This window comes from Streptomyces sp. YIM 121038, assembly GCF_006088715.1.
GTDB lineage: Bacteria > Actinomycetota > Actinomycetes > Streptomycetales > Streptomycetaceae > Streptomyces.
Genome location: NZ_CP030771.1, coordinates 9907241 through 9922198, shown reverse-complemented (window position 1 = coordinate 9922198; position 14958 = coordinate 9907241). Strand labels below are relative to the sequence as shown.

Here is a 14958-nt window from a genome sequence, read left to right as displayed (position 1 = left end):
CCGTTACTCATCCTTGGTGCTCCTCCGATGCTCGTCCGTGGGGTGCGCGGCGGGCGAGTCCGTGGGGTTCGTTCCGGGCTCATCCGTGGAGTTCGTGCCGGGCCCGTCCGGGGTGCTCGTGCCGCCTGCCTTGACGGACTCGCCGACCCACCGGGCGAGGCGGGTGCAGAGGCCCGCGTGGTAGCGGACCCAGCGGAAGTGGTCGATCGGTTTCCCGTCGGCGGCCTCGCTGGTGTACTCCCACTCCTCCAGGGCGCAGCGCGGGACCTTGGCCAGCAGGTGCCGCCGGGAGCCCGCCGGGGCCAGCCGGTCACCGGCGACGCCGACGGCGAGGACCGGGTGGGTGAGGTCGCGCAGGGCCCGCTCGTAGTCGACGGTGCTGCCCCGGGGCCGGTAGTCGCCGGTACGCCCCTGGCGGGCCCAGTCGCGCATGACGCCGGTGGCCTCCGTGCCGCCGAAGCGGAAGCGTTTGCCGGGCCAGTAGCCGATGGCGGTGGCCAGCGCGGCGAAGAGCTGACCGGCGACGAGGTTGCGCAGGGCGCGCGGCCCTTCGAAGCCGCGGTACCAGACGGATCCGCTGGCGACCAGGGCGATCGCGTCGACGTCGGCCGGGTGGGCCGCGGCGTACAGCAGGGCGAGCTGGCCGCCCAGGCTGTGCCCGACCAGGATCACGGGCCGGTCGGGCAGTTCGCGCCGGACGGTCTCCAGGAGGGCGGGCAGGTCCTCCTCCAGGAGTTCGCGGTAGCCGAAGAGCACGCCGCGGGCCACCCGGGGCACGGATTCGCCGTGGCCGCGCTGGTCGGCGGTGACCACGGTCAGTCCCTCCTTGTGCAGCGCGCGCACGAACGGCAGGTAGAAGCGGGCGGAGGCGCCCATGGCCGGGAGGACCACCGCGACGGGCGCGGTCGGGTCCTGGTGGCGCAGTACCCGCGCCACCAGGGACACTCCGGAGGCGGGCTCGATCCGGGCCAGCAGGGGCAACGGGGCGCGCTGTTCCTTCGGCCGCGCCGCCGGGTCCGGGGGCTCGCCGTTCATGTGGCACTCCTTTCGACGGGGGCACCGTCGGGGACGGCGCGGCGAAGCGCTACTTCATCAGCCTCGGGTACTCCGCGTCGTGTTCCTTGATGTACACGGTCTCGGCGGTCACCTCGAAGCGGTTCTCGCTGTCGAAGTCCTGGCGGGCCTCGGTGAGGTGGTTCATCAGCACTTCGCCCTTGGTGTTGAGGGTGTGCCGAAGGTAGTCGGTCTGGAGGTTGCCGTGCCAGATGACACCCAGCTTGTTGACGGTGAACCGGTCGCCCTCGTCCTCGATGACGCCGGCGGCGAGGTGCCCGTCGAGCACGGCCCGGACCCGCTCGAAGGCCTCCTCGTCGACCAGGGCCCCGAAGTCGGCCAGGAGCTCCTTGTCGAGGGACTTGTAGCGCGGGAACATCACCATGATCCGGTCCAGCACGCCCTCGGGGCCGATGGACTGGAGGGTCTCGGTGGAGGCGCCCTGCTCGTCGACGTTGCGCTGCCAGTCGTCGACCTTCTCGGGGTTGATCGACACCATGTCGCGGAGGTTCCCGCGGGCGGCACAGCCGATGCCGATGATGTCCTGGCGGGCGCAGTGGGCGGTCTGGTACTGGGACCGCTCGGGGCGCTTGGACCAGGTCTCGGCGATGGTGTTGTGGTACCCGGCGTCCGTCAGGGTGTCGTAGAGGTGCTCGCGCATGGCGAGCAGCTGCCAGGGGCTGCCGGGCTGTTCGACCCTGCCGTCCATGATCAGCTTGTGCAGCGGCCGGTAGGGCAGGTAGATCGTGGTGAAGAGGTCGATCTCGGTGGGGTCGTAGCAGCTGAGCAGTTCGGACAGCTCGGCCTGGAACCCTTCGAGGGTCTGACCCGGCAGGTCGTACATCATGTCCACGCAGGTGTCGGCGGTGTAGCCGATGTCCCGCATCCGGTCGAAGATCGCGTCGACGTCCTCGCGGGTGTCGAGGCGGCCGATCTTGCGGTGGATCTTCTCGTTCAGCGTCTCGATGCCGAAGGTGACGCGGTCCCAGCCGTGGTCGCGCAGGACTTCGAGGAGTCCGGGGCGGCGCAGCGTGCGGGGCTCACCGGTGAAGCTCTTCTCGATCGTGTCGAAGTTCGGGACGACCTTGCGCAGATGGTCGCTCAGGCGCTCCACCGCGGACACGGGCAGCGTCGAGGGGCTGCCGCCGCCGATGTAGATGCCGGTGAACTCCCGCGCCTGGACGTACGGTTGCCGCATGTACCAGTCGATCTCCTTGATGAGGTAGTCGGTGTACCGCTCCAGGCGCTCCGAATCCTGCTTGGGGTAGTGGAACCGGTTGAAGTTGCAGTAGTGGCAGAACGACTTGCAGTACGGAACATGGATGTACATCATGATCCGGTCGTTCAGGTTGCCGCCCGGGTCCTGCAGGCTGTGGATGTTCTCGACGACCTTCTCGCGCGGAACCTGGTGCCAGTCCATCGTGGCGAAGTTCGGCATGATGTAGTGCGAGACCGTCATGACGCCGTCGAACGGTACGGGGCGGGTGGGGTTGTCCCCCTGGTAGTAGCGCTGTGTCTGCGAACTCACCTCTGACACGGGGTGTCTCCCTGGTCACTCGGATTGGCTGTGGGTGTGTGGTGCGTGCGGTCGTGCTCGTGGCTGTCTGTCTCGGGGTGGTGCGTGCGGTCGTGCTCGGAACTCTCTGAGTCGCGGTGGTGCGTGCGGTCGTGCTGTGGGCGGTCCGTCTTCCAGCGCATGAGTCCGGCGCCCCAGACGAAGCCCGCGCCGAAGGCCGCCATGACGATCCGGGCGCCCGCGGGCAGTCGGCCGCGCTCACGGGCCTGCCACAGGGCGTGCGGGATGGAGGCGGAGGAGGTGTTACCCACGGAGTCGACGGCGATTTCCACACGCGCGTCCGGCAGCCCCAGTTCGGCCGCCACCGCCAGCAGGATCCGCGCGTTGGCCTGGTGGCCGACGAACAGGTCGACGTCGTCCAGGCCGATCCCGCCGGCGCCGAGGACCTTGCGGGTCTGCTCCGTCATGTTGTCCACGGCGAACTCGAAGACCTCGCGGCCCTCCATGCGCAGGAGGCGCTCGTCCCGGTCCGCGTACAGCAGCTCGGTGTGCCTGCCGTCGGAGCCGAGCAGGAAGACGGGGCGTTCGGCGGTGGGGTGGGCGGTGACCACCACGGCGCCCGCCGCGTCGCCGAACAGGACGGCGGTCGAGCGGTCGTGGTGGTCGGTGATGCGGGACAGGGCCTCCGCCGCACAGACCAGTACGCAGCCCGCACGGCCGGTCTCGACGAGCGCGCAGGCGTGGTCGAGGGCGTAGACGAAGCCCGAACAGGCCGCGTTGAGGTCGATGGCGGGCGGTCCGTCGGCGCCCAGGCGGGCGGCCAGCTCCGGGGCGATGCCGGGGGTGATCCGGTCCGGGGTGATGGTGCACACGAGGACGTGGTCGACCTCGTGGGGGTGGCGGCCCGCGTCGGCGAGCGCCTCGCGCGCGGCGCGCTCCGCGAGATCGGCGAGGGTCTCGCCGGGGCCGAGGCGGTGCCGGGTGCGGATGCCGGTGCGCCGGGTGATCCAGGCGTCGGTGGCGTCCAGGGGCAGGAAGTGGTCGTTGCCGATGACGCGGGAGGGCAGGGCGGCGCCGACGCCGCTCAGGACGGGGTGCATGGCCCCCCGCGTCGCGGGCGGGGCCGGGTTCGCCGCTGGATTCATGGCCCCGCTCCTGGGTCCGTGGCAGGTTCCCCACCGTGCCCGCTCGGCAGGCCTTCGCCCGTGGGGGCGGTGTCGGGGCTCGTGGTGAACTCGACGTCCACCGTCCCGATGGCGCGGCCACGCTGCTCGACCGACACCCGTACGCCTGTGGGGCCTTCGGGTCGCGCCCGGCACCACAGGGGCGCGTCGTGTTCGGCGAACTCCCGGAAGGCGGCGCGGCAGGCGGTGGCCACGAGGGCGGTGACGGGCACGCCGCTGTCCCGCGCCCGGGTGACCAGTGCGCACTGGCGGGCCGCCTCGACCAGGAGCATGCCCGGGAGGTGGTCCAGCGGGTGGTCGAAGAAGACGGGGTCCGCCGGGTCGGGGACGACGCGCGCGAGCGTCTCGCGGCCCCGGACGTCCGGTCGGCCGATCAGGACGTTGCGGGGGTCGGTCCGGCCCACGAGGGCCGGTGTGCCGCGGGGCGGAAGCGGGTCGGCGGGCCCCGGGGCGGGGGCGGCGGGCGAGTCGGCGCGGGTGTCCGCGGGCTCCGGGGCCGGGTCGGCGCGCAGGTCGGTGTAGGTGTCTGCGGGTACGAACCGCAGGGCGCCGGAGAAGCGTGCCGCCGGCTCCCCTTCCACGTGGCACTGTGCCACTCCCTCCAGCGCGCGCAGGGTTCCGCTGCGGCTGCGCCTGCTGCGGTCGATGTGGAGTTCCACGGCGAGGTCGGTGGGGGCGGGCCCGACGCGCAGGGCGGGCAGCCGGGTGATCTCCACGGCCAGTCCGCCCAGGACGAACCGGGCGTCCAGCGGTACGTCCAGGAGCTCGTGGGTCATGGCCTCGACGGTCTGCCGGGCCGCCTCGGCCACCAGCAGCAGGTCGTAGTACGGGGTGCTGGTGTCGTTGAAGTACCGGTGGCAGCGCGGCAGTTGGGCGCTGCCGAGGAGCCTGTCGCCGTGGCGGGCCACGGCGGTGGTGAGGACGTGTTCGACGGCGCGCTTGTGCACCAGTTGCCGGCGTACGCCTCGGTCGGTGGTCAGCGGCGTCGTGGCGTCCCGGGGCGCGGTGGTGGTCACGGTGCCTCCCGTTCCGGTGCCGGGGTACTGGGCGTCCCGGATTCCGTGGCCGCCCGCGGAGCGGGAGCCCCGGCCGACGGGGGCCCCTGGGGGCCGGGAGCCCTGTCGGCCGGTGCCGCTCCCATGCCGACGCAGCGCATGCCGCCGTCCGCGTGGAGCACCTCGCCGGTGACGCCCCGGGCCAGGTCGGACAGGAGGAACAGAGCCGGTCCTGTGACCACTTCGGCGGCCGCCGTGGTGCTGTCCCAGCCCAGCGGGGCCTCCTCGCGCCAGCGGCGGTCCAGGGCGTCGAAGGTGCTGACGCCCCGCCCGGAGACGGTCTCGACGGGGCCGGTGGCCACCAGGTTGACGCGGATTCCGGTGGGGCCGAGATAGAGGGCGAGATAGCGGCAGACGGATTCCAGGGCCGCCTTGGCGACTCCCATCCAGTCGTAGCCGGGCCAGGCCCGGGTGCCGTCGAAGTCGATGCCCACGACGCTGCCCGGCGTCGCGCCGCGCTCCAGGAGCGGGGCGAGTGCCGTGGTCAGGGCGTGCAGGGACAGGGCGCTGGTGCGCAGGGCGTCTTCGGCGTCGGTGGCGGAGGCGGTGAGGAAGCCGCCGCCGATCGCCGCGGGCGGGGCGCCCGCGACGGCGTGGACCACGCCGTCGAGCGCGGGCCATCGCTCCGCGACGGCCCCGGCCAGGGCGGGGAAGTCCTGTGGGCGCTGGACGTCGAGGGCCAGGACCTCGGCGGGCTTGGGCAGTTGGGACGCGGCCAGTTCGGTGATGCGCAGGCTGCGCCCGTAGCCGGTCAGCAGGACGTCGGCGCCGGCCGACTGGAGGGCGCGGGCGAGGTGCCAGGCGATGGAGTCGCTGGTGAGGACGCCGGTGACCAGGTAGCGCCGGCCGGACAGGTCGATCATGGGCCGGTCTCCCGTGCGGGGGTGCGCAGCACGAGCACCGCGTTGTGGCCGCCGAACCCGAAGGCGGTGGACAGCGCGGTCAGGCGCCCGTCGGGGCCGGGGCTCAGCGGACGGGACCGGATCAGGTGGGTCAGCGGCCCCAGGTGCGGATCGGGGACGCGCAGGCCCGCGGTGGGCGGTGCCTCGCGGTGGCGCAGGGCCATGACGGTGGCGACGGCCTCCACCGCTCCGGCCGCCCCCAGGAGGTGTCCGATGGCCGACTTGGTGGAGGACAGCGGGATGCTCTCCAGGGCCGGGCCGAGGCTGCGGCGCAGGGCGGTGACCTCGGCGCTGTCGTTGAGGGCGGTGCCGGTGCCGTGGGCGTTGATGTAGTGGACGTCCTGCGGGGCGACGCCCGCGTCGGTCAGGGCCAGGGTGACGGCGCGGGCCGCCGAGGTGCCCTCGGGGTGCGGCGCGGTCAGGTGGTGGGCGTCGCTGGTGGCGCCGTAACCGGCCAGTTCGGCGAGGATGGGTGCTCCCCTGCGCCGCGCCGCGTCGGCCTCTTCGAGGACGAGGATTCCGGCCCCCTCCCCCAGCAGGAATCCGTCGCGGTCTTTGTCGAAGGGCACCGACGTCCCGCTCGGCGAGAGGGCCCCGGCGTTGAGGAAGGCGGCCCGGACGATCTCCGAGGTAGCCGCCTCCGCGCCGCCGACCACGACCGCGTCCGCCTCGCCGGAGCGGATCATGCGCAGGCCCGCGCCGATGGCCTGCGCACCGGCCGAGCAGGCCGAGATCACGCAGTGGCTCTCGCCGCGCAGTCCGAAGCGCAGGGCTATCTGGGCCGCGGCGGCGTTGGCCATCATCATCGGCACCATGAGAGGGGAGACCGCCTCCGGTCCCTCCTTCTCCAGGACGACGAGCTGTTCCTGGAAGGTCTCCAGGCCGCCCACCCCCGACCCGACGACGCAGCCCGTCCGTTCGGGCGCGTGGGGCGGTACGTCACCCCAGCCTGCCGCGGCGACGGCTTCGGCGGCGGCCACCAGGGCGAATTGCGAGAAGCGGTCGGTCCTGCGGGCTTCCCTGCGGGTCAGCACGGGGGTGGGGGCGAAGTCGGTGCAGCGGCCCTCGCCGCCGGTGAGTCCGGTCTCGCCCGCGACGGCCCGCTCGTGCAGCACGGCGGCACCGGTGCCGAGCGGGGTCACCGCCCCGACACCGGTGACGACGGCCCTTCGAGGGGTCATCACAGCCCCGCGGCCGCGAACATGACGTCGAGTGCCTCGCCCACCGTCTTGACGCCGTCCATGTCCTTGGGGCGCACCTGGACGCCGAACCGCTTCTTGACGGCCTGGCCGAGCTCCACCAGGTCCAGCGAGTCGATCTCGAGGTCCTCGAAGGTGACGTCCATGGTGATGGCGTCGGACTCGGCACCGAAGTCCTCAAGCGCTTCGACGACGAACTCCGTCAAGGCCTCACGGGTGGGAGCGGTGGTGGTCATGGGGCGATCTCCAATCGTGGCAGGTGCGCCCGGACAGGGCGGCAGCAGGGCAGGACTCAGTGAGGGGCGGGGCGCCGGGTGCGCGGGCAGGGCGCGTCAGGGCAGCGCCCTGGGACGACGGGCGGGAACGGGTGACTCTCAGTCGTGGACCGCGCCGGGCAGGAACGCCGCGGCGGAGAGCCCTCCGTCGACGGTGAGGGTGGTTCCCGTGACGTAGCCGGCCTCGGGCGAGGCCAGGAAGCTCACACAGGCGGCGATCTCGGCGGGCGTGGCGGCCCGTCGTGCCGGGATCGCCGCGCGGGCCGAACGTCTCAGGAACGCGACGTCACGCACGAGTTCGGTCTCGACGAGGCCGGGCGCCACCGCGTTGACGGTGATGCCGCGCCGGGCGACCTCGACGGCCACCGATCTGGTCAGGGCCTCCAGGCCCGCTTTGGCCGTCGCGTAATTGGCCACGCCCGGCAATGATCGACCGCCGAGCACGGAACCGATGTTCACGATACGACCGAAACGCGCCTTCCCCATAGCGGGAAGAGCTCTGCGCACGGTCCGGTAGACGGAATTCAGGTTGGTGTCCAGCACCACATTCCAGTCGTCCGGTTCCATGGCGGAGAAGATCTGATCGGACCGGACCCCGGCATTGTTTATCAATACCGTGACAGGCCCGAAGGCGGATTCAGCGGAATCGAAAATTCTTTCCACGTCGGTGGAAACGGTGACGTCGGCCTGGACGGCGAGTGCCTTGCCACCGGCGCGTTCGACCGCCTCGACCGTGCGCTGCGCGGCGGCCTCGTCCGCGCGGTAACCGACAACAACGGGCCTTCCGGTGGCGGCGAGCGAGAGCGCGATGGCCGCGCCGATCCCGCGCGACGCGCCCGTCACCAGAGAACAACTTTCGTCAGGTGGACGCAATGGAGCGACGTTCGGCATGCAACCCCCGTGGAACATCGCGTACGAAGAGCCGACGTATAAGGATTCACGTCGGCGGTCTGAGGGCGATGGTAGGACACCGACCTCGAAAAGTCACCGTGGTTAAGCGGTCTTGTGAGCGTCCTTACACAGATCTACGCTGCCGTGCCATGGAAATGAGTTCGGCGGCCGATTCCCCACAATCCCCATCCGTCACCGTGTCCCACGTCCCCGTCTCCACCCAGGGGCGCACGGCCGTGGTGACCCTCGACCGTCCCGACGCGGGCAACGCGATGGACACACCCTTGCTGGTCCAGCTCACCGAGGCGCTGCGGTCCCTGACGGCCGATCCGGAGCTGCGAGGGGTCCTGGTCACGGGCGCGGGGCGGGCCTTCTGTCTCGGCGGCGATCTGCGCGCGTACCACCAGGCCATGTCGGACCCGCAGTTCGACGCCGTGGCCTACGGCGACCGGCTGACGGGGCTGTTGTCCGAAGTCGTACTGACCATACGCTCCCTGGGGTGCCCGGTCCTGGCCGCGGTCAACGGACAGGCGGCGGGCGCCGGGTTCTCCCTCGCGCTGGCCTGCGACCTGCGCATCGCTTCACGCCGGGCGTCCTTCCACTTCGCGTACGGAGCCATCGGGGCCTCGACGGACGCCGGCATGGCCTGGTTCCTGCCCCGCGTGGTCGGCCACGCCCGCGCGCTGGAACTGCTCCTGGAACAGCCCGTTCTGCGCCCCCCGCAGGCGCTGAAGGAGGGCCTGGTCGGTGCGGTCGTCGACCCCGCGGACCTGGTGGACGCGGGGCTACGCCGACTTGAGGAGCTGGCGCAGGCCGCCCCGCACGCCCTCCGCAGCGCCAAGCGGCTGCTCGACCGGAGCCTGTCGACCGGCCTCGCGGACCACCTCGAGCTGGAGCGCGCGGACTTCGCGGCCGGGGTGGCCTCGCGTGACATGCGGCGCGGGGTCACGTCCCTTCTGGCCGGGGAGTGGCCCGAGTTCCGGGGCGAGTGACCTCACCGCTGTCGCCCGTACCGGCCTCGGCACCGTCGCCCCTTCCCGCCTTGTCGCCGGGGTCGTCCCCGCCGCCCGTACTGTCCTTGTCGTAGCCGCCGTCCACGCCGCGTACGCGCCCGGCGTCCGCGCCTCGTACACGGCCGGAACCAGCACCTCGCGCACGCCCCGTGTCCGCGCCCAGGAACAGGACCGCCACCACGGCGGGGAGGGTGACCGCCGACGCCCACAGCCAGCCGTGCCGCAGCGCCTCGCGCAGCTCCTGCGGGGCGGGGGTGCCGACCACGGCCACCAACAGCGCCACCCCGAAGACCGCGCCCACCTGACGTGCCGTCGCGTTGCCCGCCGAACCCACCGCGTACCGCGCCACCGGCACCTGGGCGAGCGACGCGGCGCTCAGCGTCGGCAGGGCGATACCGGCGCCAAGGCCGGTCAGCGCGCTGACCGGCAACCACTGGCCCAGGAAGTCCGGGTCGGGCCCGATCCAGGTCCCGTAGAGCAGCGCGCCGACCGCGAAGACCACCAGGCCCAGCAGGGCGACGGCGCGCGCCCCGGTCCTGCGGGCGAGGCGCTCGGCCGGCAGCGCGATCAGGGCCGCGGCGATCGGGGCGGGCGTGACGGCCAAGCCCGTGCGCAGCGTGGAGTAGTGCCAGATCGAGGTCAGATACAGCACGTTGCACAGCAGGGTGGCGAAGAAGGCCACCGCGAAGACCAGGGACACGGCGTTGGCGACGGCGAAGGTACGCAGTCGCAGGAAGGCCGGGTCGAAGGCGGGTGCCGGGTGTCGCGCCGAGCGCAGCGCCATCCCGGCGAGGGCCGCCGCCGCGAGTGCCAGGGAGCCGATCGTGGCGGCCGAGGCCCAGCCCCAGTCGTCGCCCTTGACCGCCGCCGCGGCCAGCGCCCCGACGCCCGCGCCGAGCAGGGCGGCGCCGATCAGGTCCGGCATCGGCAGGCCCCGCGGCTCGCGGCTCTCGTGCAGCACCCGCCACCCCAGGACTCCCGCCAGCGCCCCCAGCGGGAGGTTGACCACGAACACCAGCTCCCAGCCCTGGGCGCTGATCAGCACCCCGCCGACCGAGGGCCCGATGCCGGCGGCGGCCGCCGAGGTCGCGCCGTACGCGGCGACCGCCGCGGCCCGGCGCGCGGCCGGGTACACCTCGAGGAGCAGCGCGAGCGACGTCGGCACCAGCATCGCCCCGCCCACGGCCTGCACGACGCGGGCGGCCACGAGCACGCCGACGCTCCCCGCCAGCGCGCACACCCCCGAGGCGAGGGTGAACACCGCGAGCCCCGCCAGGAAGGCCCGCCTGCGCCCCCAGCGGTCGGCGAGGCGGCCGAAGGGCATCAGGAAGGCGGCGAAGACGATGTTGTACGCGTTCAGCACCCACGACAGGTCGCCCAGGGAGTCCGCGGGGAACGAGTGGTGCATGTCGGGGATCGCGATGTTCACGATCGTCGCGTCCAGGAACGCCATGAACGCGGCGACGAGGGTGACGGCGGCCACCGGGCCCGGCCGCGGCACAGATCGATCAGGCACGAGACTCAGCCCCCAGTCCTCCGGTCCCTCACCGAGCCGCCGCACGAGGAGCACTGCCCCCGTGGGCAGAACGCGCAGACCTTACGGGGCGAGGGCGGCAGCCACAAGGGACGGGCGGGGAGTCCGCCGCATTCACGCCAGGGCGGTGCCGGACCACGTGTGCCGTTCCGCGCCCTCCAGGTCGCCCAGCAGCACGGCCGCGATCTCGGACCGCGGCCGCGGGTCCATCAGTTCCTCGTGGCGGAAGCCGATCCGGAAGACCTGGACCGCGCCCTCGACGTGGGGCGCCCAGCTCTGTGCCCGCGCCCGGAGTTCGTCCTCGGTGGCGCCCTTCGTGCCGACGAACAGCCGGACGGAACCGGTGAAGCGGGTGGGGACGTAGCGCTGGGCCAGCACCGCGTTGTTGCGCATCACGGCGAGGACGCGCTCCAGGTGCCGGGCGCCGATGCCCGCGAGCCTGCTGCCCTCGCCCCGGGCCAGAGCCAGCGCGCCGTCCGGGGTCGGCGCGGTGCCGGGGTGGCGGATTCCCGCGTGGTCCAGGAAGGCCGTGAGCAGGTCACGCTCCGACGGCGGCCGCTCCCCCGCGACGGCGGGTCGGCTGTCCACCACCGTCAGCGAGGCGACCGCCTCGCCCGCGGCCCGCAGCCGCACCGCCGCCTCGAAGGCGAGCAGCCCTCCGAACGACCAGCCGAGCAGGTGGTAGGGCCCGTTCGGACGGATCTCCCGGATACGGCCGACGTACTCATCGGCCACTTCCTCGACCGACGCCGGGAACCGGGAGGAGCCGCCGATGTGGGGCGACTGCAGACCGAAGACGGGCCGGTCGGGACCCAGGTGCGCGGCCAGACCCGCGTAGGGAAGGCTCAGGCCGAGAGCAGGGTGGAAGCAGAACAGCGGGGGCCGGGAGCCGGAGGAGCGTATCGGAAGGACCGGCGCGAAGGAGTCCTGTGGACTGTCCTGCGCGGTGTCCCGCACAGCGTGCCGCGGCGTTGCGCCTGCGGTGTCCGGCCGCGACGGCGCGCCGGGGGCTCCGGCGCCCTTGTCCCTGAGTACGGCGGCCAGTTCGGCCACGGTCGGCGCCGTCAGGACGTCGGTCAGGGACAGGCGTACGCCCAGGGCACGGCGGATGCGCGACAGCGCCTGGGTGGCCAGGAGGGAGTGCCCGCCCGCTTCGAAGAAGCTGTCCCTGATCCCGATCCGTACGCCCCCGAGGACGTCGCTCCAGATGCCGAGGAGCGCCGCCTCCACCTCGTCCCGGGGAACGTCGTCGGTGGGCGTCCGGGCCAGGTGGGCCTCCGGGTCGGGCAGGGCGCGGCGGTCCACCTTGCCGTTGGCCGTCAACGGGAGCCGGTCGAGGAAGACGATCGCGGACGCGGCCATGAAGGCGGGCAGCCGTTCCGCCATGCGGCGGGCGAGGTCGGGCTCGGCGGCCGGGTCCGCCACCACATGGGCGATCAGGCGCGCCTCCTCGGTACCGGCGCCGTCGACGACGACCACGGCGTCCTTGACCTGCTCCGAGGAGAGCAGCACCGTCTCGATCTCGCCCGGCTCGACGCGGTAGCCGCGGACCTTCACCTGGTGGTCGAGCCGTCCTCGGAAGTCGAGTTCGCCGCCGGGCAGCGACCGGACCAGGTCCCCGGTGCGGTACATGCGGCTGCCCGCCGGGCCGTAGGGGTTGGGCAGGAACTTCTCCGCGGTCATGCCGGGCCGGTGCCAGTAGCCGCGGGCGAGGCCCGGGCCCGCGAGGTACAGCTCGCCGACGACGCCGGCGGGGACCGGGGACAGCGCGTCGTCCAGGACGAGGGCCTGGGTGCCCGGGAACGGACGGCCGATGGTGATCCGTTCCGCCGCGGTCACCTCGCGGCCCGTGGCGTAGGTCGTGTACTCCGTGGGTCCGTACAGGTTGTTGATCCGTGCCCGCGGTGCGAGTCGGCGCAGCCGGTCCACGATCTCGGGCCGCAGGGCCTCCCCCGCCAGATTGATCGCGCGTACGCCCGCCGGTACGCGGCCCGCTTCGGCGAGGACCCGGCCCACCGACGGCACGATGTTGAGCAGGCTCACCTCCCCGGAACCGTCCGGGGCGTCCCCGGCGTCCGCGTCCAGCAGGTCCAGGGCGTTGTCCGCCAGGATCACCGTGCCGCCGACCGACAGCGGCGCGAACAGTTCGAAGACGGAGAGGTCGAAGGAGATCGACGTGCTGAACAGCACCCGGGCGAGCTCCTCCTCGGTGAAGGACGTGCTCGCCCAGCGCACGAACGCGACCGCGTTCTCGTGCCGCAGCACGACTCCCTTCGGGCGGCCCGTCGATCCGGAGGTGTACAGGCAGTACGCCGCGTTGTCCGGCACCGCACCGGCGTCTTCATACGCGCCGGAGACGGTGAACGGCTCGTCGACCAGGAGCAGTTCGGCCGCGGGCGCCTCCAGCCGGTGGGCGACGTCGGAGGAGGTCACCACCACCCTCGCCCCGCTGTCCTCCAGCATGCCCTGGACGCGGGCCCGGGGGTACTCCGGGTCCAGCGGCAGATAGGCGCCGCCCGCCTTCAGCACGGCCAGCAGGGCGACGACCATCGTGGCAGAGCGGCCGAGGAAGACGCCGACGAGCTGCTCGGGGCCGATCCCCCGCTCCCGCAGCAGCGCTGCCCATCGGTCGGCCCCGGCGTCCAGTTCGCGGTAGGTGAGCCGCTCCTCTCCGGCGATGACCGCGAGGGCGTCGGGCGTGCGGCGTGCGGTGCGCTCCACCAGGTGGTGCAGGCAGGCGTTGTCGCCGGTGGGCCGGGGCGCGCCGGACAGTTCGGCGACCCGGTCGGCGAGCCGGGCGTCCGGGAGGAGGGACAGCTCGCGCAAGGGGGCGGCCGGGTGTCGGGTGACCCGGTCGAGCAGAGTCAGGACGCCGTCGGCAAGGCCCTCGACGGTCGACCGGTCGAACAGGTCGGTCGCGTACTCCAGGCCCGCCGTGATCGATCCGTCGGGGCCGATCTCCTCCGTGACGAAGGTCAGGTCGAACTTCGCCGTACGGTCCCCGGTGTCCAGCTGGGTGACCCGCAGCCCGCCCAGGCGGTGCTCGCCCGGGGTCAGATGGGCGGACATCACCTGGAAAAGGGGGTGGGCGCCGGCCTCACGGGCGGGGGCCAGTTCGGCGACCAGGCGGCCGATGGGCAGGTCGCGGTGGTCGTAGGCGCCGAGCAGGCCGGTGCGCACGCTGTCCAGGAGGGTCAGGAACGTGCTGTCCCCGCCGATGGTGCTCCGCAGGACGACGGTGTTGACGAAGTAGCCGATCAGACGGGCGGCCTCGTCGTGCGAGCGCGCGTCCACCGGGAACCCGACGCAGATGTCCGACTGCCGGGTCCACTTCGCCAGCGTCGCGTGGAAGCCCGCGAGCAGCACCATGTAGAGGGTGGCGTCGTGTTCCCTGCGCAACCCCTCCAAGCGCGCGGCGAGCTCCGGTGGCACGCTGAACCTCAGCATGTCGCCGGACTGGGTGGGCACCGCGGGACGGCTCCTGTCGGTCGGCATGTCCAGCAGGGGTGCCGCTCCGGCGAGCCGGTCCTTCCAGTACCGCAACTGCCGCGCGTAGTCGGGCCCTTCGGCCCACTCCCGCTGCCATACGGCGTAGTCGGCGTACTGCGCGACCGGCGGCGGCAGCGGGGACGTCCGGCCCTCTCCGAAGGCGCGGTACAGCGCGTCCAGTTCGTCGAACATGATCGCGGTGGAGGGCCCGTCGATGGCGATGTGCGGGACGGTGACGAGGAGGACGTGGTCGGTGGGCTCGTTGCGGACCAGGTGCACCAGCAGCGCGAGGTCGGCCGCCAGGTCGAAGCGGTGGTCGGTGTGGGCGTCGCTGATCGCCGCCAGCCGGTCCGCGCGCCGCTCCGGGGTCAGCCGCGACAGATCGGTGACGTCCATGGGGACCTCGCCGGGCGGGTCGACGATCTGGTGTCCGACCCCGTTCTCGGAGACGTAGCGCGTGCGCAGGCTCTCGTGTCTGCGCACGAGTTCCCCGAGCGCGCGGCGCAGTGCGGGCTCGTCCAGTTCGCCCCGCAGCCGCAGGTCGGTCCGTACGTTGTACGCCATGTCGTGGGCGCCGAGCTGGTCGATGTACCAGAGACCTTCCTGGCCCAGGGAGAGGGGCAGGCGCGCCGGGCGCGGCGCGCCGGTGAGGGAGGTCCGGTCCTGGCTGAGCGCCGCGACGATCTCGGTTCTGGCGTTCCGCAGGGCGGCGAGGACGGCCGGGGACAGCGGCTCGGGCGCGCGGTAGCGCAGCGAGCCCTCGTGGACCCACAGACGGGTGCCGGAGGCGCGCAGCTCGGCGAGCAGGCTCTGCACATCGCTCATGACCAACTCCTGGTGGGTGGCG

11 protein-coding genes are annotated in these 14958 nt (G+C 72.8%); 1 reads left to right on the top strand and 10 read right to left on the bottom strand.

Annotated features, from left to right (window positions below):
* Positions 1–3: 3 nt before the first annotated feature.
* From C9F11_RS41890 to C9F11_RS41855, 8 genes are all read right to left on the bottom strand, one after another.
* Positions 4–1035: an alpha/beta fold hydrolase gene (locus C9F11_RS41890; protein ID WP_138965716.1), complete on the bottom strand. Its 1032-nt coding sequence runs from the start codon at positions 1033–1035 to the stop codon at positions 4–6.
* A gap of 49 nt (positions 1036–1084) precedes the next feature.
* Positions 1085–2590, bottom strand: coding sequence for a radical SAM protein (locus tag C9F11_RS41885; RefSeq protein WP_138965714.1), 1506 nt, complete (start codon positions 2588–2590; stop codon positions 1085–1087).
* Complete coding sequence (locus C9F11_RS41880) at positions 2578–3714, bottom strand: beta-ketoacyl-ACP synthase 3 (RefSeq protein WP_249402118.1); 1137 nt, start codon at positions 3712–3714, stop codon at positions 2578–2580. Before C9F11_RS41880 ends, C9F11_RS41885 begins: the two co-directional genes overlap by 13 nt.
* Positions 3711–4769 (bottom strand): ScbA/BarX family gamma-butyrolactone biosynthesis protein, encoded by a 1059-nt coding sequence (locus C9F11_RS41875; RefSeq protein WP_171076031.1) that lies wholly within the window; start codon positions 4767–4769, stop codon positions 3711–3713. Before C9F11_RS41875 ends, C9F11_RS41880 begins: the two co-directional genes overlap by 4 nt.
* Positions 4766–5671, bottom strand: coding sequence for an SDR family oxidoreductase (locus C9F11_RS41870; protein WP_138965712.1), 906 nt, complete (start codon positions 5669–5671; stop codon positions 4766–4768). The genes C9F11_RS41875 and C9F11_RS41870 overlap by 4 nt, the downstream gene beginning before the upstream one ends.
* The gene (locus C9F11_RS41865) at positions 5668–6891 is read right to left on the bottom strand and encodes a beta-ketoacyl-[acyl-carrier-protein] synthase family protein (RefSeq protein ID WP_138965710.1); all 1224 of its coding nucleotides are present in this window, start codon (positions 6889–6891) and stop codon (positions 5668–5670) included. Before C9F11_RS41865 ends, C9F11_RS41870 begins: the two co-directional genes overlap by 4 nt.
* Positions 6891–7145 (bottom strand): phosphopantetheine-binding protein, encoded by a 255-nt coding sequence (locus C9F11_RS41860; protein WP_138965708.1) that lies wholly within the window; start codon positions 7143–7145, stop codon positions 6891–6893. The genes C9F11_RS41865 and C9F11_RS41860 overlap by 1 nt, the downstream gene beginning before the upstream one ends.
* 138 nt (positions 7146–7283) lie before the next feature.
* A complete protein-coding gene (locus C9F11_RS41855) occupies positions 7284–8075 on the bottom strand; it encodes an SDR family oxidoreductase (protein WP_138965706.1) in 792 nt (263 codons plus the stop codon).
* Between the two features lie 197 nt (positions 8076–8272).
* On the opposite strand from C9F11_RS41855, the gene C9F11_RS41850 reads away from it, so the two are divergent.
* The gene (locus C9F11_RS41850; protein WP_171076030.1) at positions 8273–9067 is read left to right on the top strand and encodes an enoyl-CoA hydratase/isomerase family protein; all 795 of its coding nucleotides are present in this window, start codon (positions 8273–8275) and stop codon (positions 9065–9067) included.
* On the opposite strand, the gene C9F11_RS41845 is transcribed toward C9F11_RS41850, so the two are convergent.
* Together C9F11_RS41845 and C9F11_RS41840 are read right to left on the bottom strand one after the other, a co-directional pair.
* Positions 9021–10604: an MFS transporter gene (locus C9F11_RS41845; RefSeq protein WP_138965694.1), complete on the bottom strand. Its 1584-nt coding sequence runs from the start codon at positions 10602–10604 to the stop codon at positions 9021–9023. The genes C9F11_RS41850 and C9F11_RS41845 overlap by 47 nt on opposite strands.
* 132 nt (positions 10605–10736) lie before the next feature.
* Positions 10737–14936 carry a non-ribosomal peptide synthetase gene (locus tag C9F11_RS41840; protein WP_138965692.1) on the bottom strand — a complete coding sequence of 1400 codons (4200 nt, stop codon included), beginning with the start codon at positions 14934–14936 and terminating at the stop codon, positions 10737–10739.
* Between the last annotated feature and the right edge of the window lie 22 nt (positions 14937–14958).

What these genes read in the sequence shown, in the direction of transcription:
- C9F11_RS41890 (WP_138965716.1), bottom strand. Translation starts at nt 1,035, where the DNA reads ATGAACGGCGAGCCCCCGGACCCGGCGGCGCGGCCGAAGGAACAGCGC.
- C9F11_RS41880 (WP_249402118.1), bottom strand. Translation starts at nt 3,714, where the DNA reads ATGAATCCAGCGGCGAACCCGGCCCCGCCCGCGACGCGGGGGGCCATG.
- C9F11_RS41870 (WP_138965712.1), bottom strand. Translation starts at nt 5,671, where the DNA reads ATGATCGACCTGTCCGGCCGGCGCTACCTGGTCACCGGCGTCCTCACC.
- C9F11_RS41865 (WP_138965710.1), bottom strand. Translation starts at nt 6,891, where the DNA reads ATGACCCCTCGAAGGGCCGTCGTCACCGGTGTCGGGGCGGTGACCCCG.
- C9F11_RS41860 (WP_138965708.1), bottom strand. Translation starts at nt 7,145, where the DNA reads ATGACCACCACCGCTCCCACCCGTGAGGCCTTGACGGAGTTCGTCGTC.
- C9F11_RS41855 (WP_138965706.1), bottom strand. Translation starts at nt 8,075, where the DNA reads ATGCCGAACGTCGCTCCATTGCGTCCACCTGACGAAAGTTGTTCTCTG.
- C9F11_RS41840 (WP_138965692.1), bottom strand. Translation starts at nt 14,936, where the DNA reads ATGAGCGATGTGCAGAGCCTGCTCGCCGAGCTGCGCGCCTCCGGCACC.